The 23087-nt window shown below is 58.4% G+C and carries 18 protein-coding genes; 12 read left to right on the forward strand and 6 right to left on the reverse strand.

All coding sequences use genetic code 11. The features are described 5' to 3' along the window. Nucleotides 1-15: 15 nt before the first annotated feature. The 6 genes from rho to ACP15V_RS10090 are packed head-to-tail and all read left to right on the forward strand — an operon-like array spanning nucleotide 16 to nucleotide 6815. Complete coding sequence (rho, locus tag ACP15V_RS10065; protein ID WP_424943554.1) at nucleotides 16-1287, forward strand: transcription termination factor Rho; 1272 nt, start codon at nucleotides 16-18, stop codon at nucleotides 1285-1287. Between the two features lie 27 nt (nucleotides 1288-1314). Beyond that, nucleotides 1315-2604 carry a tRNA uridine-5-carboxymethylaminomethyl(34) synthesis GTPase MnmE gene (gene mnmE, locus ACP15V_RS10070; protein ID WP_424943555.1) on the forward strand — a complete coding sequence of 430 codons (1290 nt, stop codon included), beginning with the start codon at nucleotides 1315-1317 and terminating at the stop codon, nucleotides 2602-2604. 29 nt (nucleotides 2605-2633) lie between these two features. After that, nucleotides 2634-4511: a tRNA uridine-5-carboxymethylaminomethyl(34) synthesis enzyme MnmG gene (mnmG, locus tag ACP15V_RS10075; RefSeq protein ID WP_424943850.1), complete on the forward strand. Its 1878-nt coding sequence runs from the start codon at nucleotides 2634-2636 to the stop codon at nucleotides 4509-4511. Continuing rightward, on the forward strand, nucleotides 4508-5137 hold the full coding sequence (gene rsmG, locus ACP15V_RS10080) for a 16S rRNA (guanine(527)-N(7))-methyltransferase RsmG (RefSeq protein ID WP_424943556.1): 630 nt from the start codon (nucleotides 4508-4510) through the stop codon (nucleotides 5135-5137). Before mnmG ends, rsmG begins: the two co-directional genes overlap by 4 nt. After that, nucleotides 5130-5918, forward strand: a complete 789-nt coding sequence (locus ACP15V_RS10085) for a ParA family protein (RefSeq protein WP_424943557.1) — start codon at nucleotides 5130-5132, stop codon at nucleotides 5916-5918. The genes rsmG and ACP15V_RS10085 overlap by 8 nt, the downstream gene beginning before the upstream one ends. A gap of 9 nt (nucleotides 5919-5927) precedes the next feature. Next, entirely contained in the window at nucleotides 5928-6815 is an 888-nt protein-coding gene (locus ACP15V_RS10090) for a ParB/RepB/Spo0J family partition protein (RefSeq protein ID WP_424943558.1), read from the forward strand. Nucleotides 6816-6823: 8 nt separating this feature from the next. Here the strand turns inward: ACP15V_RS10090 and hemW are convergent, their stop codons facing one another. Genes hemW through rph form a run of 3 tightly spaced genes read right to left on the reverse strand, consistent with a single transcriptional unit; the run spans nucleotide 6824 to nucleotide 9292 of the window. Beyond that, complete coding sequence (gene hemW / locus ACP15V_RS10095; RefSeq protein WP_424943559.1) at nucleotides 6824-8011, reverse strand: radical SAM family heme chaperone HemW; 1188 nt, start codon at nucleotides 8009-8011, stop codon at nucleotides 6824-6826. Next, nucleotides 7974-8585 carry an RdgB/HAM1 family non-canonical purine NTP pyrophosphatase gene (gene rdgB / locus ACP15V_RS10100; RefSeq protein WP_424943560.1) on the reverse strand — a complete coding sequence of 204 codons (612 nt, stop codon included), beginning with the start codon at nucleotides 8583-8585 and terminating at the stop codon, nucleotides 7974-7976. Before rdgB ends, hemW begins: the two co-directional genes overlap by 38 nt. After that, entirely contained in the window at nucleotides 8582-9292 is a 711-nt protein-coding gene (gene rph / locus ACP15V_RS10105; RefSeq protein WP_424943561.1) for a ribonuclease PH, read from the reverse strand. The genes rdgB and rph overlap by 4 nt, the downstream gene beginning before the upstream one ends. Before the next feature lie 71 nt (nucleotides 9293-9363). Here rph and hrcA point away from each other — a divergent pair, with 71 nt between their 5' ends. From hrcA to ACP15V_RS10120, 3 genes are all read left to right on the forward strand, one after another. Continuing rightward, nucleotides 9364-10413: a heat-inducible transcriptional repressor HrcA gene (gene hrcA, locus ACP15V_RS10110; RefSeq protein WP_424943562.1), complete on the forward strand. Its 1050-nt coding sequence runs from the start codon at nucleotides 9364-9366 to the stop codon at nucleotides 10411-10413. A 3-nt stretch (nucleotides 10414-10416) separates the two neighbouring features. Then, a complete protein-coding gene (locus ACP15V_RS10115; protein WP_424943563.1) occupies nucleotides 10417-11004 on the forward strand; it encodes a nucleotide exchange factor GrpE in 588 nt (195 codons plus the stop codon). A 254-nt stretch (nucleotides 11005-11258) separates the two neighbouring features. Further along, nucleotides 11259-12221: a TPM domain-containing protein gene (locus tag ACP15V_RS10120; RefSeq protein WP_424943564.1), complete on the forward strand. Its 963-nt coding sequence runs from the start codon at nucleotides 11259-11261 to the stop codon at nucleotides 12219-12221. Nucleotides 12222-12307: 86 nt separating this feature from the next. Here ACP15V_RS10120 and mutS read toward each other — a convergent pair whose 3' ends face one another. Then, nucleotides 12308-14959 carry a DNA mismatch repair protein MutS gene (gene mutS / locus ACP15V_RS10125; protein WP_424943565.1) on the reverse strand — a complete coding sequence of 884 codons (2652 nt, stop codon included), beginning with the start codon at nucleotides 14957-14959 and terminating at the stop codon, nucleotides 12308-12310. 104 nt (nucleotides 14960-15063) lie between these two features. Then, the gene (gene galE / locus ACP15V_RS10130) at nucleotides 15064-16074 is read right to left on the reverse strand and encodes a UDP-glucose 4-epimerase GalE (RefSeq protein ID WP_424943566.1); all 1011 of its coding nucleotides are present in this window, start codon (nucleotides 16072-16074) and stop codon (nucleotides 15064-15066) included. Between the two features lie 252 nt (nucleotides 16075-16326). Between galE and ACP15V_RS10135 the strand changes: the two genes are divergently transcribed. From ACP15V_RS10135 to ACP15V_RS10145, 3 genes are all read left to right on the forward strand, one after another. Further along, nucleotides 16327-18588: an NADP-dependent malic enzyme gene (locus tag ACP15V_RS10135; RefSeq protein ID WP_424943567.1), complete on the forward strand. Its 2262-nt coding sequence runs from the start codon at nucleotides 16327-16329 to the stop codon at nucleotides 18586-18588. 158 nt (nucleotides 18589-18746) lie between these two features. Further along, entirely contained in the window at nucleotides 18747-19724 is a 978-nt protein-coding gene (locus ACP15V_RS10140; protein WP_424943568.1) for a glutathione S-transferase family protein, read from the forward strand. A 36-nt stretch (nucleotides 19725-19760) separates the two neighbouring features. Beyond that, entirely contained in the window at nucleotides 19761-20621 is an 861-nt protein-coding gene (locus tag ACP15V_RS10145) for a hypothetical protein (RefSeq protein WP_424943569.1), read from the forward strand. Between the two features lie 150 nt (nucleotides 20622-20771). Here the strand turns inward: ACP15V_RS10145 and ACP15V_RS10150 are convergent, their stop codons facing one another. Continuing rightward, a complete protein-coding gene (locus tag ACP15V_RS10150; RefSeq protein ID WP_424943570.1) occupies nucleotides 20772-22988 on the reverse strand; it encodes an NADP-dependent isocitrate dehydrogenase in 2217 nt (738 codons plus the stop codon). Between the last annotated feature and the right edge of the window lie 99 nt (nucleotides 22989-23087).

Here is a 23087-nt window from a genome sequence, read left to right on the forward strand (position 1 = left end):
CCCAAGGGTATTCCCATGTCCGAAAACCGTTTGAACCTGGCTGAACTGAAAGCCAAAAGCCCCAAAGAACTTGTGGCGATGGCCGAAGAGCTGGAGATTGAAAACGCCTCGACCATGCGCAAGGGCGAGATGATGTTCTCCATCCTGCGTGAACTGGCTGATGACGAATGGATCATCGGCGGTGATGGCGTGCTGGAAGTGGTGCAGGATGGGTTTGGTTTCCTGCGCTCGCCCGAGGCCAATTATCTGCCCGGTCCTGACGATATCTATGTCTCACCCAATGTGATTCGTCAGTTTTCGCTGCGCACCGGGGATACGATTGAAGGGATCATTCAGGCCCCCGGTGAAAACGAGAACTATTTCGCGATCACAACCGTTGAGAAGATCAACTTCGGTGACCCGGAAGAGGCGAAGCACAAGGTGGCGTTTGACAACCTTACCCCGCTTTACCCCGATGAACGCCTGAAGATGGAGATCGAAGATCCGACCATCAAAGATCGCTCCGCCCGGATCATCGACCTGGTGTCACCGATCGGCAAAGGCCAGCGGTCGCTGATCGTGGCGCCGCCGCGCACCGGTAAAACCGTGCTTTTGCAAAACATCGCTCATTCGATCGAAGCCAACCACCCGGAATGCTACCTGATCGTGTTGTTGATCGATGAACGCCCGGAAGAGGTGACCGACATGCAGCGCTCCGTAAAGGGCGAAGTCGTGTCCTCGACCTTCGACGAACCCGCGTCGCGTCACGTGGCCGTGGCCGAAATGGTGATCGAAAAGGCGAAACGTCTGGTTGAACATAAGCGTGACGTGGTGATCCTGCTCGACTCGATCACGCGCCTGGGCCGCGCGTTCAACACCACCGTGCCGTCTTCGGGCAAGGTTCTGACCGGCGGTGTGGATGCCAACGCACTGCAACGCCCGAAACGTTTCTTCGGCGCCGCCCGTAATATCGAAGAAGGCGGGTCACTGACCATCATCTCGACCGCGCTGATCGACACCGGATCGCGGATGGACGAGGTGATCTTTGAGGAATTCAAAGGCACCGGCAACTCGGAAATCGTGCTCGACCGCAAGGTGGCCGACAAACGCGTGTTCCCGGCCATCGACATCCTGAAATCCGGCACCCGGAAAGAGGATCTGCTGGTCGATGCCAAGGATCTGCAGAAAACCTATGTTCTGCGCCGGATCTTGAACCCGATGGGCACCACAGATGCGATCGAATTCCTGATTTCGAAACTGAAACAGACCAAGTCAAACGGCGAGTTCTTCGACTCGATGAACGCGTAAAAAATACGTCTTAACAATGGCTTAGATATGGATACGATCTTTGCATTGGCATCTGCCCGCGGCAAAGCGGGCGTGGCTGTGGTCCGGATTTCCGGGCCACAGGCATTTTTGGCGGCCCGCTCTCTGGCGGGAAATCTCCCCGCACCGCGCCGCGCCGGGTTGCGCCGTCTGACCGCGTTGGACGGCACCTTTCTGGACGAAGCGCTTGTTCTGATCTTTGAAGCGGATGCCAGTTTCACGGGCGAACAGGTGGTCGAGTTGCAATTGCACGGTTCCACCGCCGTGGTACGTGCGGTTTTGGCAGAACTTGGAAAGATCGAAGATCTGCGCATGGCCGACCCCGGCGAGTTCACCCGCCGCGCGTTGGAAAACGAACGTCTGGATCTTGCCCAGGTCGAAGGGTTGGCCGATCTGTTGGATGCCGAAACCGAAGCGCAGCGCAAACAGGCGTTGAACGTGTTGTCCGGCGCCTTGGGGCGGGTCGCCGAAACATGGCGCCGTGACCTGATCCGCGCCGCGGCCCTGCTGGAAGCCACCATTGATTTCGCCGACGAAGACGTACCCGAGGATGTCTCGCCCGAGGTCGACGCGCTGATGTCTCGGGTGATGGACAGCCTGGGGCGCGAAGTTGCCGGCACACGCATCGCGGAACGCATCCGCGACGGGTTTGAAATCGCAATCATCGGCCCGCCCAATGCGGGGAAATCTACCCTTTTGAATGCGTTGGCCGGGCGCGATGCCGCGATCACGTCTGAAGTGGCAGGAACCACCCGCGACGTGATCGAAGTGCGGATGGATCTGGCGGGACTTCCGGTGACGCTGTTGGACACGGCTGGTATTCGTGATAGCGACGATAAGGTCGAGGCAATTGGGATCTACCGCGCGGTCGCACGCGCAACCACGGCGGATCTGCGGATTTTCCTGTTGGAGGACGAAAAGGCTGGCCTACGTTTAAACCCTGAACCTGATGATATTGTCGCGGTCGGAAAGGCGGATATCAGCGCAGGGCAGGGCTTTCGGATCTCGGGAAAAACCGGGCAGGGGGTTGATGAATTGATCCGGCGCATTACCTCGGTGCTGGAAGATCGGGTGCAATCCGTCGGAATCGCCACACGCGAACGTCATCGCCAAGAAATGCAACGCGCCTATGACGCTTTGGAGCGGGCTCGAATCGAAGTAGAGTTCGGCCAGGACCGGGCAGAACTGGCCGCCGAAGAATTGCGCAGCGCCGTGCGCGCCCTGGACAGTTTGGTCGGGCGCGTTGATGTGGAAATGATCCTGGACGAGATATTCTCGAGCTTTTGTCTGGGGAAATGATGGGCCAAACGGCCGTACTGAAAGAGGGAGTGTTTCACGTGAAACATTCACAGTTCAATGTTGTTGTGGTGGGCGGTGGCCATGCCGGAGCGGACGCGGCCCACGCGGCGGCGCGGATGGGCGCGACCACTGCTTTGATCACGCTGAAACGTGCGGATCTTGGTGTGATGTCCTGCAATCCAGCGATCGGCGGGTTGGGGAAAGGCCACTTGGTGCGCGAGATTGATGCGCTCGATGGGCTCATGGGGCGCGTGGCAGATAAGGCCGGGATCCAATTTCGCCTGCTTAACCGCCGCAAGGGGCCTGCTGTGCAAGGCCCGCGTGCGCAGGCGGATCGCAAAATCTATGCGCGCGAGATGCAGGCAGAAATTGCCGCAACCCCGAACCTGACGGTCATCGAAAGCGAAGTGGCTGACCTGATCATGGATGGGCAAACGGTTGTTGGTGTGCGTCTTGCTGACGGTTCCGAAATCCGCGCGGGTTCGGTGATTTTGACAACCGGGACCTTTCTTCGTGGCATCATCCACATTGGCGATGTCCGGAAAGAAGGCGGGCGGATGGGGGACCGACCATCCGTCAAGCTGGCGGAGCGGATTGAGCAATTTGGATTGCCTCTGGGGCGTCTCAAGACAGGCACGCCACCCCGCCTGGATGGGCGAACCATTAGGTGGGATCTTCTGGATCGCCAACCCGGGGATGAAGATCCGGTCATGTTTTCTTTTCTGAACAAGACCCCATTTGCCAAGCAAATATCCTGTGGCATCACCCATACCAATGCTCGGACGCATGAAATTATTCGGCAAAATTTGGACCGTTCAGCCATGTATGGTGGTCACATCGACGGGGTCGGCCCGCGATATTGCCCCTCAATCGAAGATAAGATTGTTCGTTTTGCCGATAAGGAGCAGCATCAGGTATTCCTGGAGCCCGAGGGTGTCGATGACCACACGGTTTACCCTAATGGAATCAGCACCTCTTTGCCGGTTGAGGTGCAACATGATTACGTTCGATCGATTTACGGGCTTGAGACGGCAGAGATCCTTCAACCAGGCTATGCCATTGAATATGACTATGTCGATCCGCGCGCGTTGACAGAAACGCTGGAGCTACGAGATGTACCGGGTCTCTATCTGGCGGGTCAAATCAATGGCACCACCGGATATGAAGAAGCGGCCGCACAGGGGCTGGTCGCAGGGTTAAACGCCGCTGCAAAGGTGCTGAAGAAAGACCCGATCCTCTTTTCGAGATCCACATCTTATATCGGCGTTATGGTTGATGACCTGATCACGCGAGGCGTGACCGAACCCTATCGGATGTTTACGTCGCGGGCTGAGTTCCGGCTGTCACTGCGTGCTGACAACGCAGATCAACGCCTAACGCCGGTTGGAATTCAGGCTGGTTGCGTCGGTATCGATCGCAGGCATCAGTTTGAAAAAAAGATGGACGCGCTATCGGCGGCAACCGATATTTTGACAGGGGAAAGATTTTCTCCACAAGATCTAGATAAAGTTGGGATTGAGGTTCGAAAAGATGGGACGAAGCGCTCGGGCTTTGAACTTCTCTCTTTTCCCAATATCGACTTTGATACCGTGCTGAAACTGCATTCTGACTTTCAAAATGTTGATGTTTCGGTTCGGGAGCAGATTGAAAAAGATGCGCTCTACGCCAATTACATCGAACGTCAGGCAAAAGATGTTGAGGCCTTGAGGCGAGATGAGGCGCAGGAGATCCCCGCTTCTTTTGAGTTTTCCGGGTTAGATGGCCTTTCCAACGAATTGGCCGCAAAGTTGACCGCGGCGCGCCCGCGAAATCTGGCGCAAGCGGCGCGGGTAGAAGGGATGACCCCTGCCGCACTCACCTTGCTTCTTGCCAAACTTCGCCAAGCCGAACGGAAGCTGCGCGCATGAAAGTTCCAGGAGCCGAGACGTTTACCTCCGAAGCCAATGTTTCACGTGAAACATTGGAGCGCTTGAAAATCTACGCAGCCCTTCTTGAAAAGTGGAACCCGGCGATCAATTTGGTAGCGCCATCCACGATTAACGACCTGTGGACGCGTCACTTTCTGGATTCCACGCAGGTTTTCGGGCTGCTTCCGGAAAATGCGCGGAATTGGTGTGATGTGGGCACTGGGGGCGGCTTTCCGGGTGTTGTCGTGGCTTTGATGGCAAAAGAGCTTGCCCCGGATCTACATGTCACTTGCATCGAAAGCGATATCCGCAAAGCCACCTTTCTGCGCACTGTGCTGCGGGAAACCGGGGTTGAGGCGACGGTCATCTCAGATCGGATTGAAAAAGCACCGCCACAAAACGCGGATGTGATTTCTGCCCGTGCGCTGGCCTCACTGAACAAACTTCTTGGCTTTGCTGAGCGCCACCTGTCGCCGAATGGTATCTGTTTGCTTCCGAAAGGGGTAAAACATCAGGAAGAGATTGACGAAGCACTTGAAAATTGGTGCTTTGAGGTGGATAAAATCCCCAGCGTCACCAATCCGGACGCAGTCATCCTTTCTGTCGGAGCCATCAAACGTGCATGATGAAATTCGCCCGCGCGGCCCCAAGATCATTGCTGTCACCAACCAGAAGGGTGGTGTTGGCAAAACCACAACAACGATCAATCTGGGGGCGGCGCTGGCGGAAGTTGGTCGGAATGTTCTGCTGATCGACCTGGATCCGCAAGGAAACGCGTCCACGGGTCTGGGGATCGAACCAGGCGACCGGCAATTGACCACCTATGACCTTCTCCTGGATGAAGCTCCGCTGGCAAATATTATCAAAGAAACCCAAATAGATGGGCTTTGGATTGCGCCGGCTACCACGGATCTGTCCTCCGCGGATATTGAGCTGGTGGCCAATGAAAAGCGCAGCCATCTGTTGCATGATGCGGTCCGAAGTGGGGATGCGGCTGATTTTGACTATGTCCTGATCGATTGCCCGCCTTCGCTTAACCTTCTGACGGTCAATGCGATGGTTGCCGCGAACAGTGTGCTTGTCCCGTTGCAAAGCGAATTTTTTGCACTGGAAGGCCTGTCCCAGCTGATGTTGACCATTCGCGAGGTGCGGCAGGCCGCAAATCCTGACCTGCGCATCGAGGGGGTGGTTTTGACCATGTATGACGCAAGAAACAACCTATCCCGTCAGGTCGAGGCAGATGCGCGTGACAATCTGGGGGAATTGGTCTTTGATACGATCATCCCGCGCAATGTGCGGGTCAGCGAAGCACCGTCCTTTGCGTTGCCGGTTTTGGCCTATGACCCCACATCAAAGGGAAGTCAGGCCTACCGGGACCTAGCGATCGAGCTTGACGGAAAAAAATAGGAGGCATCCATGGCGAGCAAAACAAAACCCCGCGGGCTTGGGCGCGGCTTGTCAGCGTTGATGGCTGACGTGGCCCCCGAACCGGTCACGCAGGGCGACGCGCCTGCGCCGCGCAAGGCTGATCAGATGATGCCGATTGAAAAGGTGCATCCAAACCCGGATCAGCCGCGCCGCACTTTTACCCAGGAACAGCTGGATGATCTGGCCGCATCCGTCAAAGAAAAGGGTGTGATCCAACCGCTGATCGTGCGTCCGGACCCAAAGGGCGATGGCACCTATGAAATTGTCGCCGGGGAACGCCGCTGGCGTGCCTCGCAAATGGCGCAGCTGCATGAAATCCCGGTGATCATTCGCAGCTATTCAGACACTGAAGCGCTCGAAGTTGCCATTATCGAGAACATCCAGCGGGCCGATCTGAACGCGATTGAAGAGGCCGCCGGGTATCGTGATCTGATGAAACGCTTTGGCCATACGCAGGAAAAAGTGTCCGAAGCGCTTGGCAAAAGCCGGTCGCACATCGCAAATCTTCTACGCCTTCTGAACCTGCCCGATGACGTTCAGGAATTTGTGCGCAATGGTGACCTGACCGCTGGCCACGCGCGCACATTGGTGACCGCAGAAGATCCGCTATCGCTGGCCAAGCAGATTGTCGCAAAAGGTCTGTCCGTGCGCGAAGCTGAACGGCTGGCGAAGAAGCCGACCGATACGGTCAAGTCCGCGCCAAAGCCGAAGTCAGAGAAGGACGCTGATACCAAAGCCCTGGAAGGGGATCTGTCTGCAACAGTGGGTCTGAAAGTTTCGATTGACCACAAAGCGGGCAGCGAAGGCGGCGTCGTGACGATCCGCTATCAAAATCTGGACGAACTGGACGATATTTGCGGAATTTTGGGCGCGTAACCCGAAAATCAGTCCGGCAAAATCTCTCGAAGAATCGCATTCAACACAGGGCGGCCATCCTCGGTCGCCCTTAGCGTTTTCTGCGTGATGGAAATCAAATCCATATCAGACAAGTCTTTGATTTTATTAGGATTAATCGTGGTTTGAAACTGCTGAGTCAGGCGGTCCAGATCCACGCCTTCGGTGGTGCGCAACCCCATTAAAAGGTATTCTGTTACCTGTTCGGACAAAGGTAAAGGCGCTCTCTCGCGCTTGTCAGTGTCCCCCAGGGCGTTCTCCAACCATTTGCTCGGCGAGAGAGGGGTTTCTGTAGACCATCTTTGGTCCCCAAATGACAGACGACCGTGGGCGCCGGGGCCAATTCCGACCCAATCACCCGACCGCCAATAGATCAGATTGTGCCGGCTTTCCTCTCCGGGGCGGGCGTGATTGGAAACCTCATAGGCTGGAAGTCCCGCCGCGGCGGTGGCCTCTTGCGTGTGAAAGAACATGTCGACCGCCAGATCCTCTTCCGGCAGGCCGGCGAGCTTGCCCGCATCAAATCGTGCACCAAAGGCAGTGCCGGGTTCAATGGTCAGCTGGTACAGCGACAGGTGATCGGGGGTGAAGGACAGGGCGCGATCAAGCTCGGCCTGCCAATCCGCAAGGGTCTGATCCTGCCGCGCATAAATCAGATCAAAATTCACACGGTTGAAATGCTGCCGTGCGATCTCCAGCGCGCGCAGACCTTCGTCGACCGAATGCATCCGACCAAGCTTGCGCAGGTCGTGATCGTTCAGCGCTTGGAATCCCATCGATACACGATTAACGCCTGCATCGCGATAACCCGCAAAGTTCCGCGCCTCAATCGAGGTCGGGTTGGCCTCCAGCGTGATTTCAATGTCATTGGCAAAACTCCAATGCTCCGCCGCTTTGTTGATGATCGCAGCGACGGTGGAGGGGGCCATCAAACTTGGTGTGCCGCCGCCGAAATAGATCGAAGTCAGGATGCGCCCGGGAGTCTCTTCCCCGTAGCGATCCAGCTCTTTTAGATATCCCGCCGCCCACTGCGATTGGTCAATCGATGCCGAGACATGGCTGTTGAAATCGCAATAGGGGCATTTGGCGGCGCAGAACGGCCAGTGGACGTAAAGCCCGAACCCGGCCGTTTGCCAATTCTCAGGCAAAGCTGCCTGCCACGAGTTTCGCGAAGGCATCCGCGCGATGGCTCATTTCATGTTTTTTGGCAGGATCCATTTCGCCAAAGGTGACGTCGAACCCTTCGGGAACAAAAATCGGGTCATAGCCAAATCCCTGATCGCCGCGCATCGGCCAGGTCAGTGACCCTTCGACGGTGCCTTCAAAGATCTCGTCATGGCCGTCGGGCCAAGCGAGGCACAGCGTGCAGCAAAACCGCGCGGTGCGGGGCAGGGGGGCGTTTTTCTCTTCCAGAAGGCGCCAGGTTTTTTCCATCGCCATGGGAAAATCGCGGCCGTTTTCGGTCTCGGCCCAGTCGGCGGTGTAGACGCCGGGGGCGCCATCAAGGGCATCAACCATAATGCCGCTGTCATCGGACAGGGCAGGCAAACCCGTTGATTTTGCAGCAAAATGCGCCTTGATCCGTGCGTTCCCGGCGAAACTGTCTTCGGTCTCTTCCGGCTCTTCCAACCCGTGATCACCGGCTGAGGTGACGGTGACACCAAAGGGGTCGAGCAAGGCTGCGATTTCGCGCAGCTTGCCTTTGTTGTGGCTGGCGATGACCAGCTCTTGTCCGTTGAACTTGCGGGTCACTTGGTGGCCTCGATTGCCGCTGCGGCCAGTTCTGCACCGCCTTTTTCCGCCAGATCCATCAGTTGGTTCATCTGGTCGCGGTTGAAGGTTGACCCTTCGGCGGACATTTGCACTTCGATCAGCTTGGACCCAGACATAACAAAGTTGCCATCCACGCCGGCCTCTGAATCTTCCGGGTAATCCAGATCCAGCACCGGTTGGCCCGCGTAGATGCCGCAGGACACGGCGGTGACCGGATCCATCAACGGGTCGGTGGTGATGTCGCCCGCTTTCAAGAGCTTGTTGACCGCCAAACGCAGCGCCACCCAACCGCCGGTGATGGCTGCACAGCGGGTGCCGCCATCGGCCTGGATCACGTCACAATCCACGGTGATCTGACGTTCGCCCAGACCCACCAGATCAATGCCCGCGCGCAGCGAGCGACCGATAAGGCGTTGAATTTCCACGGTGCGTCCCTGCTGTTTGCCGCTGGCGGCCTCGCGCCGCATCCGCGATCCGGTGGACCGCGGCAGCATGCCGTATTCGGCAGTCACCCAACCCTTGCCCGAATTGCGCAGGAACGGAGGCACACGCTCTTCCAGCGACGCGGTGCACAGCACATGGGTATCGCCCACGCGGATCATGCACGACCCTTCGGCATGTTTCGTGACACCGGTCTCGATTGAAATCGAGCGCATTTGATCTAAATTTCTACCAGACGGGCGCATGGCAATCCCCTTTATTTCATGTCTACAGGCGTGATACCCATGGGTCCGGCAGAAAGGCAAGGCATTAGCGCATGGAAGACGGTTCTGACCTGATCAAAGACATGAATACCCGCTCGCGCGAGGTGTTCCGGCATCTGGTAGAAAGCTATCTGGAAACCGGAGACCCCGTTGGATCGCGCACCCTGACCCGTGCCATGACGGAAAAAGTGTCGGCCGCAACCATCCGCAATGTGATGCAGGATCTGGAGTTCATGGGGCTGTTGGACAGTCCGCACGTTTCCGCCGGACGGGTGCCCACCGATCTGGGTCTGCGCTTGTTTGTTGATGGGCTTTTGGAAGTGTCGAACCTGGATCAATCCGACCGGCAGAAGATCGACGCCACCATCGGCACCGGTGATGTCAGCACGATGATGGACCGGGTGGGCCAGGCGCTGTCGGGCATCACAGCGGGCGCGAGCCTGGTTTTGACGCCCAAACATGAAGCACCGATCAAACATATCGAATTTGTGTCCCTCGCACCTGATCGCGCCCTTGTGGTGCTGGTCTTTGCCGATGGTCACGTGGAAAATCGCGTGTTCACACCGCCTGCAGGCCAGACCCCGTCGTCGTTGCGCGAGGCCGCCAATTTCCTCAACGCCATCGCCGAAGGGCGCACCATTTCCGAATTGCGCGACGCGATGGGCGCCGAAATCAGCCGCCACCGGCAGGAACTGAACACGCTGGCGCAGGAGTTGATCGACAGTGGGGCTGCGCTTTGGGAAAACGAAGGCGCGCCCTATGAACGCCTGATCGTGCGCGGACGGTCGAATCTTCTGGAAAACACCGACGACCTCGACCGTATCCGTGACCTGTTTGACGACCTGGAACGCAAGCGCGATATCGCCGATTTCCTTGAATTGGCGGACCAGGGCGACGGTGTGCGCATTTTTATTGGCTCAGAGAACAAACTTTTTTCACTTTCGGGTAGCTCTTTGGTGGTTTCCCCATATATGAACGCTGATCGAAAGATCATTGGCGCCGTGGGGGTGATTGGTCCGACCCGTTTGAATTATGGACGGATCGTGCCGGTTGTGGATTACACGGCGCAATTGGTCGGCAAGATGATCTCGGATCGAGGATGAAAGATGACGGACGAGAAAAAGACACCGGCAGCTGATGTAGAAGCCGCCATTCAGGAATTGATGACTGAGCAGGCCGGGGATGAACCGATGTCGCTGGATGATCTGGCCAATGAAGCCCCCCCCAGCGAGGAAATCCTGGCGCTGACCGCCGAGCGGGACGAATACAAAGACCGCTTCATGCGCGCGCTGGCCGATGCGGAAAACATGCGCAAGCGGTTTGACCGTGACCGCCGCGAGGCGGAACAATATGGCGGGTCGAAACTGGCCCGTGATATGCTGCCGGTCTTTGACAATATGAAGCGCGCTGTCGAGGCGGCGGCAAAGGTCGATAACGAAGCGTCGAAACCGCTGATCGAAGGGATCGAGCTGACCATGCGCTCGCTTCTGGGGATCTTTGAAAAACATGGCATCCGCCTGGTGTCCCCCGAAGTGGGCGACAAGTTTGACCCGGAAGTGCACGAAGCCATGTTCGAGGCCCCGCTGCCCGGCACCAAAGCAGGCGACATCATTCAGGTGACGGCCGAAGGGTTCATGATCCACGACCGCCTGTTGCGCCCGGCGCAAGTGGGCGTGTCATCGACCCCGGCCTAAGCGCTTTCCCCTCTACAGGGGATCCGAAATACGTTAGAACACTCCCGTCTTACTTGGCGTTCGACCTATAGTTTGTGACACGAATACCCTGCCATGCTACGCATTCTCGGGACATTCGTATCACATGTTATATAAGGTGAAGGTCGAACGCTTTAGGCGGGAGTTTTCTTTTGCGCATTCTGTTTTCGCTCATATTAATCCTATGGGGATCTCTGGCTACAGCACAGGAATACCCAGACTATTCAGAGCTTTACGTGAATGATCTTGCTGGGATCTTTAATGATCAAGAAGCGGATCGGCTGCGTGGCACTTTGCAGGAGTTGCGTGAAAAACGCGGGATCGAGTTCACTGTCGTCACGCTGAAGACCCTCTCGGATCATGGGCATGATGGCCCAATCGAACCTTTTGCCACTGGCCTGTTCAACCGCTGGGGCGTGGGGGATGCCGCGCGCAATGACGGGCTGATGATGCTCGTCGTGCGCGAAGATCGCGTGATGCGGATTGAGGTCGGATCGGGGTATGGGACCAGCCTTGATGGCCCGATGCAACGCGTGATCGACCAGACCATTCTGCCGGAATTTCGCGATGGGGATTATGTGAACGGAATTCTGTCCGGTGTGGATCAGGTGATCTTTGAGGTGACCGGCGTCTATCCCGGCGATTATGACGCCTCGCGCTACGAGGTGCTGGCCAAACAGGGGGTGGAAAAGGCCAAACGGTTCTGGCCGGTCACCCTGGCGATCCTCGCGCCCATTGGGTTCTTTCTGCTGCGCGGTATTCGGGCCATCCTGCGTCGCCGCCCGCGTCGTTGCCCCAATGACGGAACATGGATGATCTGGCTCAGCGAAAAGGATGATGACGCCTATCTGATCCGGGGGCAGTTGGAAGAAGAGCGGTTGAAAAGTGTGGATTATGACGTCTGGCTGTGCCCGGCCTGCGATCATGCGCATGTGATCCGTCGCCGCAATTGGTTCACGTCCTTCGGGCGCTGCCCGCGCTGCGAATATCACACGCTCAAGACCGAAACGACCACGCTTGTCTCACCCACCACCTCCTCCACCGGCGAGGCGCGGGACGATTACACCTGCTTTCAATGTGACGAAAGCTGGAGCGCCACGCGCATTCTGTCGAAGATCTCCAAAAGCGCGTCGTCGTCCTCGTCGGGCGGGTTTGGTGGGGGCAGTTCCAGTGGCGGTGGGGCGTCGGGCAGCTGGTAGCTGGGGGCTTTGCCCGTCGCCATTGTCGCTCGGACCAATTGCGCTTCCATGGCAACCCCCCGTATATTTCCGATTAGAAAATAAGATCAGTTCTTGAGCAGGTCCCGCAGCTCGTAGACAAGGTTCAGTGCGTCGCGCGGGGTCAGGCTATCCGGCAACACGTCGCGTAATGCGTCTTCGACCTTTGAGGGCTCTGTTTTGGCGGGCGGCGGCGCGGGGGGTGTGGCGGCAAAGAGCGGCAGGTCATCGATCATCGCCTTGGCGCCATTGCCCTCACGTTCGCCCTTCTCCAGCGCCTCTAACACAACATTGGCGCGGGCAATCACGGCCTCTGGCAGGCCGGCCAGTTTCGCCACCTGCACCCCGTAAGACCGGTCTGCCGCGCCTTTCTTCACCTCATGCAGGAAGATCACCTCACCTTCCCATTCCTTCACCGCGATGGTGGCGTTTTCCACGCCGGTCAGCTTGTCCGCCAGCTGGGTCATTTCGTGGTAATGGGTGGCAAAAAGCGCGCGGCTCTGGTTGGTGTCGTGCAGATGCTCCAGCGTCGCCCACGCAATTGACAAGCCGTCATAGGTGGCGGTGCCGCGACCAATTTCATCCAGGATCACCAGCGCCCGGTCGTCGGCCTGATTGAGGATCGCAGCGGTTTCAACCATTTCAACCATGAAGGTTGACCGACCTCGGGCCAGGTCATCTGACGCCCCCACCCGGCTAAAGAGCTGTGACACCAGTCCGATATGGGCGGATTTCGCGGGCACAAAGCTCCCGGTTTGGGCCAGAAGGGCAATCAGCGCGTTTTGGCGCAGAAAGGTCGACTTACCCGCCATGTTCGGGCCGGTCAGCAGCCAGATATGAGCGTGGTCATTGCCGTTGGACAAGGTGCAGTCATTCGCGATGAAGGGTTCGCCAGTTTTACGCAGGGCGGCCTCGACCACCGGATGACGCCCGCCGGAAATCTCGAACTTGCGGCTGTTGTCCACGTCTGGCAGACACCAACCTTCGGCGCGGGCGAGATCTGCGAACCCCGCGGAAAGATCAATCTCAGACAAGGCGCGCGCGGTGTCGGCAATATGGGCGGCTCGGTCTAGGATAGCACCTGTCAGGGAGGAATAGAGACGTTTTTCGATCTCTAGGGCGCGGCTGCCCGCGTTGTGGATCTTTGTTTCCATCTCGCTCAGCGGGACCGTGGTAAAGCGTACCGCGTTTGCGGTGGTCTGCCGGTGGATAAAGGTTTCCGACAGGGGCGGGTTCAGCATCTTGTCGGCGTGCGTCGCAGTGGTTTCGATGAAGTAGCCCAGCACGTTGTTGTGCTTTACCTTCAGCGAACCGATCCCGGTTTCCCGCGCATATTCCGCCTGCATCCCGGCAATCACACCACGCCCTTCGTCGCGCAACTGTCGTGCCTCGTCTAGTTCGGCGTCATATCCTGGCGCAATGAACCCACCATCGCGCGCCAGAAGGGGTGGCTCGGCGACCAGCGCCTCATCAAGCAGGGTCAGAAGCTCTTCGTGGCCAATCAGTTGATCACCCGCGCGCATCAATCGTTCGGGCAGGGCTTCGGCATCGGCAAGCTGTTCGGACAAGGCAATCGCTGCACCCAGCCCGCCGCGAATGGCGGCCAGATCGCGCGGCCCGCCCCGGTCCAGCCCAAGCCGGGACAGGGCCCGATCCATGTCGGGTGTCTTGCGCAGCGCAGCGCGCAAATCCTCTGCCATGCGACCCTGTTCCACCAGAAAAGACACGGTTTCAAGGCGGGACTGGATCTCATCAAGATTGCGGGACGGGGAGGACAAGCGCCGTTCCAGCAGCCGCCCACCCCCTGCTGTGACGGTGCGATCAACAACCGAGAGCAAAGAGCCCTCGCGGCCACCGGACATGGCGTGAGTCAGTTCCAGATTGCGCCGTGTTGCGGCGTCGATCTGCATGGTGCCGTGGGAAAGCTCGCGCACAGGGGGACGCAACAGCGGGAGCTTGCCTTTTTGGGTGATCTCAAGATAGCCGACGATCGCGCCCATCGCGCCCACCTCGGCGCGGGTGAAGGTGCCAAAGGCATCAAGAGACCCGATTTGATACAGTTCTTTCAGGCGCTTCTCGGCCCCGGAACTGTCAAAGGAAGCCTGACCGAGAGGGGTCGGAGAGGCGCCGGATTCAGTGACTATTCCATCTAAATCCATCATGATCTGATCTGGTAAAACCACTTCGCGTGGGGCCAGCCGGGCCAGTTCCGGCGACAGACGCATCCGCGTGCAGGGCATGACCCGAAAGACGCCGGTGGAAATGTCGACCCAAGCCAAAGCCCCTTCGTCACGCACCTCGGTAAAGGCGGCCAGAAAGTTGTGACGGCGCGCATCCAGCAGGCTTTCTTCGGTCAGCGTGCCAGGAGTGACAAGGCGGACCACGTCACGCCGCACGACGGATTTCGACCCGCGCTTCTTGGCCTCGGCCGGGTCTTCCATCTGCTCGCAGACGGCCACGCGAAACCCTTTGCGGATCAGGGTCAGCAGATATCCTTCGGCGGAATGCACCGGCACACCGCACATGGGAATATCCTTGCCCAGATGTTTGCCGCGTTTGGTCAGCGCAATGTCCAAGGCCTCGGCGGCGGCGACGGCATCATCAAAAAACAGCTCGTAGAAATCCCCCATCCGATAGAACAGAAGCGCATCCGGATAGCCTTCCTTGATCTCTAGGAACTGCGCCATCATCGGTGTCACTTTGGCGGTTTTGTCGCTCATGCCTTCTGCTTTCTGATCTGCGGTGGCGGTGTAGTGTCTGCGCTGGCGATAAGACCAGAAAACCAGAATACTAGAAAACTAGTTTTCTGGTTTTGTGGGTCGGATCAGGTGTTTTTCCGCCGAGACACCCATTGCCAGCTGGAGGCGCACATCTCTTCCAGACCCAGTTCTGCGGTGAAGCCCAACAGATCACGGGCTTTGGACGGGTCGGCGTAAACGCTGGCCACGTCCCCGGCGCGGCGCGGTGCAATCTTGTGGGGCAGGGATTTTTCCGCAGCTTTTTCATAAGCATGCAGCATATCCAGAACGGAGTACCCGGTGCCGGTGCCCAAATTCACAGTGTGGCTTTCACCGCTATCAAGCAACGCTTTTACCGAAAGTACATGCCCCCGTGCCAGATCTGTCACATGGATATAATCGCGCACACCTGTGCCGTCGGGCGTGTCGTAATCATTGCCAAACACAGACAATTCCGCCAGCTCGCCGGTGGCGACCTTTGCAATATAGGGCATCAGGTTGTTGGGAATGTCATTGGGGTCTTCCCCAATCAGCGCCGTGTCATGGGCGCCGGCCGGGTTGAAGTAGCGCAGGATGCCAAACGCCCATTTCTGGTCCGATGCGGCGATCTGTTCAAGGGATTGCTCGCAGGCAAGTTTGGTGAACCCATAGGGGTTGGTGTACCCGCGCGGGGCAGTTTCCGGCACGGGCAGCTGATCGGGCTGGCCATAGACGGTTGCGGAGGATGAAAACACCAGCCGGGTTGAACCCGCCCGTTCCATCGCGCGCAGCAGGGAATAAAGCCCGGCGATATTGGTGTTCATATAGTCCAGCGGAATTTCGGCGCTTTCGCCCACCGCTTTCAGTGCGGCAAAATGGATGGTCGCGTCGATCTTGTGGTCGGCAAAGATCTGGTCCAGCAGGGCATCATCCAGAACGTCGCCGGTATAACAGGTGACCGGCGCGCCGGTGATCACCTCCAGCCGGTCAATCACATCCGGGCGCGCGTTAGAGAAATTGTCCAGGATCACCACGTCAAAGCCCGCCTTCATCAGCTCGACATAGGTGTGCGACCCGATGAAACCTGCGCCGCCCGTTAAAAGAACTTTTTGTGCCACCTGAACACTCCTCGTCACTTAAGTTTGGACAAGGTATAGTAGGATTGGGCGCGCGGTGCATCCCGGATTTCATGGCGATCCAACCTTCGCCTCTGAATTTTCTATTGTTGCGCTAACACGTGGGAATATTTTCATCCATTGCGGATTTTATGGTGTTGGTGGTTAGAAAAATACTCAGAATGTGGTTGAGCCTATCTGTGACCCCCTGTATGGGAGGATGGTCACACTGTTGCATAAGAAGGCCCGACCCCGATGCCCAAACAACGCATTACCGATGAAGAGGCCCTGGCCTTTCACCTGGACCCAACCCCCGGCAAGTTTGAAATCTCGGCCACCGTGCCGATGACTACCCAGCGCGACCTGTCGCTGGCCTATTCCCCGGGGGTGGCGGTGCCATGCGAGGCGATCGCGGCAGACCCGTCGACCGCCTATGATTACACCAATAAGGGCAACCTGGTGGCGGTGATTTCCAACGGGACGGCGGTTCTGGGATTGGGCAATTTGGGTGCGTTAGGGTCGAAACCAGTGATGGAAGGCAAGGCGGTGTTGTTCAAACGCTTCGCCGATGTGAACTCGATCGATATCGAGCTGGACACCGAAGACGCGGACGAATTCATCAATGCGGTCAAGCTGATGGGGCCAACCTTTGGCGGCATCAATCTTGAGGATATCAAGGCGCCGGAATGCTTCATCATCGAACAGAAGCTGAAGGAAGTGATGGACATTCCGGTGTTCCATGACGACCAGCACGGCACCGCGGTGATCTGCGCGGCAGGGCTTTTGAACGCGCTGCATCTTTCCGGCAAAAAAATCGAAGATGTGAAGATCGTGCTGAACGGGGCAGGGGCGGCGGGCATTGCCTGTATCGAACTTCTGAAATCCATGGGCGCGCGGCATGAAAACTGCATCGTCTGTGACACCAAAGGCGTGATCTATCAGGGCCGGACCGAGGGCATGAACCAGTGGAAATCGGCCCACGCCGTGTCCACCGATCTGCGCACGCTGGAAGACGCGATGGAGGGTGCGGACGTGTTCCTGGGCGTGTCGGTCAAGGGTGCCGTGACGCAGGACATGGTGAAATCCATGGCCGACAATCCGGTCATCTTTGCCATGGCCAACCCCGATCCTGAAATCACCCCCGAAGAGGCGCATGAGGTGCGCAATGACGCGATTGTCGCCACCGGCCGGTCGGATTACCCGAACCAGGTGAACAACGTGCTGGGCTTTCCCTACCTCTTCCGCGGCGCGCTGGACATCCACGCCCGCGCCATCAATGACGAGATGAAGATCGCCTGCGCCCAGGCACTTGCCGAACTGGCCCGCGAAGACGTGCCGGACGAGGTGGCGATGGCCTATGGCAAGAAACTCTCCTTCGGGCGGGACTATATCATCCCAACCCCGTTTGACCCGCGCTTGATCTATCGCATTCCCACCGCCGTTGCGCGGGCGGGCATGGACACCGGCGTGGCGCGCCGCCCGATCATCGATATGGAAAGCTACGAGCTGAACCTGAAATCGCGCATGGATCCGACCGCCTCGATCCTGCGTGGCATCACCGCCCGCGCGCGTCAGCATCAGGCCACGATGATCTTTGCCGAAGGCGACGATCCGCAGGTGCTGCGCGCGGCCGTTCAGTATCAGCGCAATGGATATGGTCAGGCCCTGGTGGTCGGCCGCCAGGAAAATGTGCGCGAACAGCTGGAAGCTGCCGGCCTTGGCGATGCCGTGCGTGAATTGCGCGTGGTGAATGCCGCCAATACCGGACATCTCGAGCAATACAAAGATTTCCTCTACGGTCGGCTGCAACGCCAAGGCTTTGATCGCCACGATGTGCACCGCCTGGCCGCCCGTGATCGCCACGTCTTTGCCTCGCTCATGTTGCAGCATGGTCATGGCGACGGTCTGATCACCGGTGCCACCCGAAAATCCGCCTATGTGCTCGACCGGATCAACCACGTGTTTGACGCCCGTGCCAGCGATGGGGCGGTCGGCGTGACCGCGCTTTTGCACAAGGGGCGCATTGTGCTGATGGCGGACACCTTGGTGCATGAATGGCCCGAAACCGAGGATATGGCCGACATTGCCGAACGCGCCGCCGCCGTGGCGCGTGGGTTGGGTCTGGACCCCCGCGTGGCCTTTGTCAGCTTCTCGACCTTCGGTTACCCAGTTTCGGAGCGCGCCCAGAAACTGCATGAAGCCCCCGCCATTCTGGACGCGCGTGGCGTCGATTTCGAATATGATGGCGAGATGACCGCCGATGTGGCCCTGAACCCAGAAGTGATGGCGCAATACCCGTTCTGCCGCCTGTCGGGCCCGGCCAACGTCCTGGTTGTGCCCGCGCGCCATTCCGCGTCGATCTCGGTCAAGATGATGCAGGAACTGGCTGGCGCCACGGTGATTGGCCCGATCCTGTCGGGCGTCGACAAGCCGATCCAGATCTGTTCGACCAACTCCACCTCGAACGATATCCTGAACATGGCAGTCCTTGCCGCTGCGCGTCTGGGTGAAAAGTAAAACGGACCTGCCGCGCAGACCCTGTTTCAGCTCAAACCGGCCCTCTCATCGGGGGCCGGTTTTTCTGTGCATTTTTGCAATCCCTCTCTGCACCCACACGCGTTGAGCCACCAACGCCGGATCCCCATATCTCAGCAAACAAAGTGAAGGAGCGCATGATGGGCCGACTTGTCGAAGGCAAATGGGAAGACACCTGGTACGACACCAAATCGACCGGGGGGAAATTCAAACGCAAGGAGTCGCAATTTCGCAATTGGGTCACCGCTGACGGCACGGCGGGCCCAACCGGAACCGACGGCTTCAAGGCGGAGCAGGGTCGATATCACCTGTATGTTTCGCTCGCCTGCCCCTGGGCGCATCGCACCCTGATCGTTCGCAAACTGAAAGGGCTGGAGGGGCTGATCGACGTGACCGTGGTGTCGCCCGATATGCTCTCAAACGGGTGGGAATTCCACGACGAGATCGACCCGGACCCGCTGTTTGGCCACAGCTTCCTGCATCAAATCTACACCACAGCGGACCCGCAATATTCCGGGCGGGTTACGGTTCCGGTTCTGTGGGACAAGACGCAGAACAGCATTGTCAGCAATGAAAGCGCCGAGATCATCCGCATGTTCAACACGGCCTTCAACGACCTCACCGGCGACACGCAGGATTTCTATCCCGAACCGCTGCGCGACCAGATCGACGAGGTGAATGCGCTGGTCTATTCCAATATCAACAATGGCGTTTACAAATGCGGCTTTGCCACCACGCAAGACGCTTATGAAGAAGCGTTTGATGCGCTGTTTTCCGCGCTTGACCAGCTGGAAACCCGCCTTGGACAACACCGGTATCTGGTTGGCAACACCTTGACCGAAGCGGATTGGCGGCTCTTTACCACACTCATTCGGTTTGACGCCGTCTACCACGGCCATTTCAAAACCAACCTGCGCCGGATCGAAGATTATCCCAACCTTTCCAACTATCTGCGCGACCTCTACCAGGTGCCGGGCGTGGCCGGGACCGTGGATTTTCATCACATCAAGCGCCATTATTATGCCAGCCATGACACCATCAATCCCACAAGGATTGTCCCAAAAGGCCCGGTTCTGGACGTCTCCCGACCACATGATCGTGATCGGTTCACTCGCTGAATTGACCTGAGAGTGCAGGCCACCCTAGGCTGGGGCATGTCCTACCTCATCACCCATTGGCAGGGGCGCCAGCCGCTATGGCGCGCCTTCTGGATCAACGGTGTGGCGCTGCGCGTGGTGATCCATCTGGCGCTTCTGTCGCTCGCCCATGCCGCGCCCTTATCGGTGGTTCTGGTTGGTGCCATTGTGGTTGCCGATCTTGCGGTGCTGGTCTGGCAGGGGGTGGGCTATTTTCGCACGGCAGAGCGAAATCAGCACGGGTTAGGCACTGTTTTGCCGCTTTGGGGTGGGATGTGCGCGCTGATTGTAGGGGTGTTTGTGGTGATCTCACAATGGTGGGCCCTGGCGCTGATAAGTGATCCTTACGCGCCGGGCGAACCCTATGCTGAAATGCGCACCCGCCTGTATGCGGCCCAGTATGATGCGCGGGCAGAGGCGGGGCAATTTCGGTTTGAGGGCGAGATTTCCATTGGCTCCACGGAAAGGTTGCGTGATCTGATCGAAACCCATCCGGAAATCCGACGGATAGATCTGGACAGCCCCGGTGGCCATATTTTTGAGGCGCGGGGTCTGGCGCGATTGGTTAAGGATCATGGGCTTGCGACACAGGTCACCCGCGATTGCAGTTCCGCCTGTACGCTGGTGTTTGTTGCTGGCACATCCCGCGCGCTGAACGACGGTGCCCGGCTTGGGTTTCACAGCTATGCCCTGATCGACGCCAAATGGCATCCGGGGTTTGATATCAGCGCCGAACAGGCCCGGGACCGGGCGTTCTTTCGCGCGCAGAATGTATCGGAGGGTTTCGTCACCCAGATCTATGACACCCCGCCATCCGAAGTTTGGTTTCCGACGCGAGAGGAGCTTTTCGCGGCGGGGATTCTTACGCAAACGCCGTGATCTTGCGCCCTTAAAACTTTAAAGTTTTCGGATTTGCAGCCGGAAAAGTTACAAGTTTTGCGTTTGCCACCTGTTAAAACTTACAACTTTCAAAAATGAAAAACCCCGCCGGATCGGGCGGGGTTTTGCGTTGATGTGATGGGATCGCGCTTAGTCGATGATCGCATTCAGCGTGGCCGAGGGGCGCATCACTTTCGCTTTCAGCTCAACCGACGGGCGGAAGTAGCCACCGATATCCGCAGCGGGACCCTGCACCGCAGCCAGCTCTGCCAGGATCGCCTCTTCACCGTCGGCCAGCGCCTTGGCAATCGGGGCGAACTCGGCCGCCAGATCGGCGTCATCACCCTGTGCCGCAAGGGCTTCGGCCCAGTAGCGGGCGAACCAGTAATGGCTGTCGCGGTTGTCGGGCTGACCCACTTTGCGCGAGGGCGATTTGTTGTTGTCGAGGATGCCTTGGGTGGCCTCTTCGGCAGCGCGGCCCAGCACACCTGCCTTGGCGTTGCCTTTGACATCCGCCAGGAAGTTCAGGCTTTCGCCCAGGGCGCAGAATTCGCCCATGCTGTCCCAGCGCAGGTGGTTCTCTTCCACCAGCTGCTGCACGTGTTTCGGCGCCGATCCACCCGCACCGGTTTCAAACAAACCGCCGCCTTTCATCAGCTTCACAATCGACAGCATCTTGGCCGAGGTGCCCAGTTCCAGGATCGGGAACAGGTCGGTCAGATAATCCCGCAGCACGTTGCCGGTGATGGCGATGCTGTCGTCACCCGCCGTGATGGTTTTCAGCGACTGGGCTGTGGCTTCGCGCGGGGCCATGATCTGGAAAAGATCTGATTTTCCAGCAGCTTCCAGAGCCGGTTTGACATACTTGATCAGTTCGGCGTCGTGGGCGCGATTTGCATCCAGCCAGAAAATCGCTTCCGATCCGGTCAGGCGCTGACGGTCCAGGGCCAGCTCGATCCAGTTCTCGATCGGGGCTTTTTTCACGGTGCAGGCGCGCCAGATGTCACCGGCCTCGACCTCATGCGAATGCAGGGTGTCGCCGTTGGCGGTCACCACGCGAATGGTACCGTCAGCGGGGGCTTCGAACGTGGTGGGGTGCGAGCCATATTCCTCGGCCTTCTGCGCCATCAGACCCACGTTGGCAACCGCGCCTGCAGTGGCCGGGTTCAGGGCACCATTGGCTTTGAAGAAGTTGATCGATTCGTCATAGACGGTGGCATAGCAGCGGTCGGGGATCACGCAGTTGGTGTCGCCCTTCTTGCCCTCAGCGTCCCAGCCTTTGCCGCCCGCGCGGATCACGGCGGGCATCGAGGCGTCGATGATCACGTCGGAGGGCACGTGCAGGTTGGTCACACCCTTGTCACTGTCGACCATATACATTGCCGGGCGGTCCAGCGCGGCGATCTCGGCCTTGATGTCAACGCCGTTGTCCATGCTGTCGATGGCGGTCAGGACATCGCCAAGGCCCGAGTTTGGCGACCCACCGGCGGCCATGATGGCCTCGCCGTGCTTGTCCCACACCGGGCCAAGCCAGGCCTTGACCGCGTGGCCAAAGATGATCGGATCCGACACTTTCATCATCGTCGCTTTCATGTGAAGCGAGAACATGGTGCCGTCTTTCTTGGTGTCTTCGATGGCGTCGGTCAGGAAATCCCCAAGGGCTTTGGCGGACATGAAGGTCGCATCCGCGATGGTGCCTTCTTCCAGCGGCCAGCCGTCTTTCAGGACCGTCACGTCGCCGTCTTTGCCGACGAATTCGATCTTCGCGTCACCGGCTTGCGCGGCGGTGATGGTGGCGGACACTTCGTTGGCATAAAAGTCGTTGCCGGGCATCGAGGACACTTTGGTTTTGCTGTCCGACGCCCATTCGCCCATCGAATGCGGGTTGTTCTGAGCGTAGTTTTTCACGGCTTTCGCGGCGCGACGGTCAGAGTTGCCTTCGCGCAGAACCGGGTTCACAGCCGAGCCTTTGATCGCGTCATAGCGCGCGCGGATGGCTTTTTCGTCGTCGGTTTTCGGGTCTTCCGGGTAATCCGGCAGATTGTACCCCTGCGCCTGCAGTTCTTCGATGGCGGCCACCAGCTGCGGCACCGATGCCGAGATGTTCGGCAGTTTGATCACGTTCGCATCCGGGGTTTTCACCAGTTCTCCCAGGGCGGCCAGGTCATCGGACTGGCGCTGTTCGTCGGTCAGGTTTTCCGGGAAGGTGGCGATGATCCGACCGGCCAGCGAAATATCCGGGGTGCCCACGGTGATGTCGGCGGCGGAAACGAATTTGCGAATGATCGGCAGGAAGGAAGCGGAGGCCAGCTCGGGCGCTTCGTCTACAATGGTATACAGAATATCAGGCTGCGATGTGTCGGTCATGTCAGAACACCCCTTTTTTTCGCTGAAAGGATCACCGCCGGGCGCCTGCCCTAGGCTGGTGAGATGTGAGATTTCCCCCCTCCCATACACAAATTGCGT

Origin of the sequence: Aliiroseovarius crassostreae (assembly GCF_049803815.1) — a bacterium.
In the GTDB taxonomy this organism is placed as follows: domain Bacteria; phylum Pseudomonadota; class Alphaproteobacteria; order Rhodobacterales; family Rhodobacteraceae; genus Aliiroseovarius; species Aliiroseovarius crassostreae_A.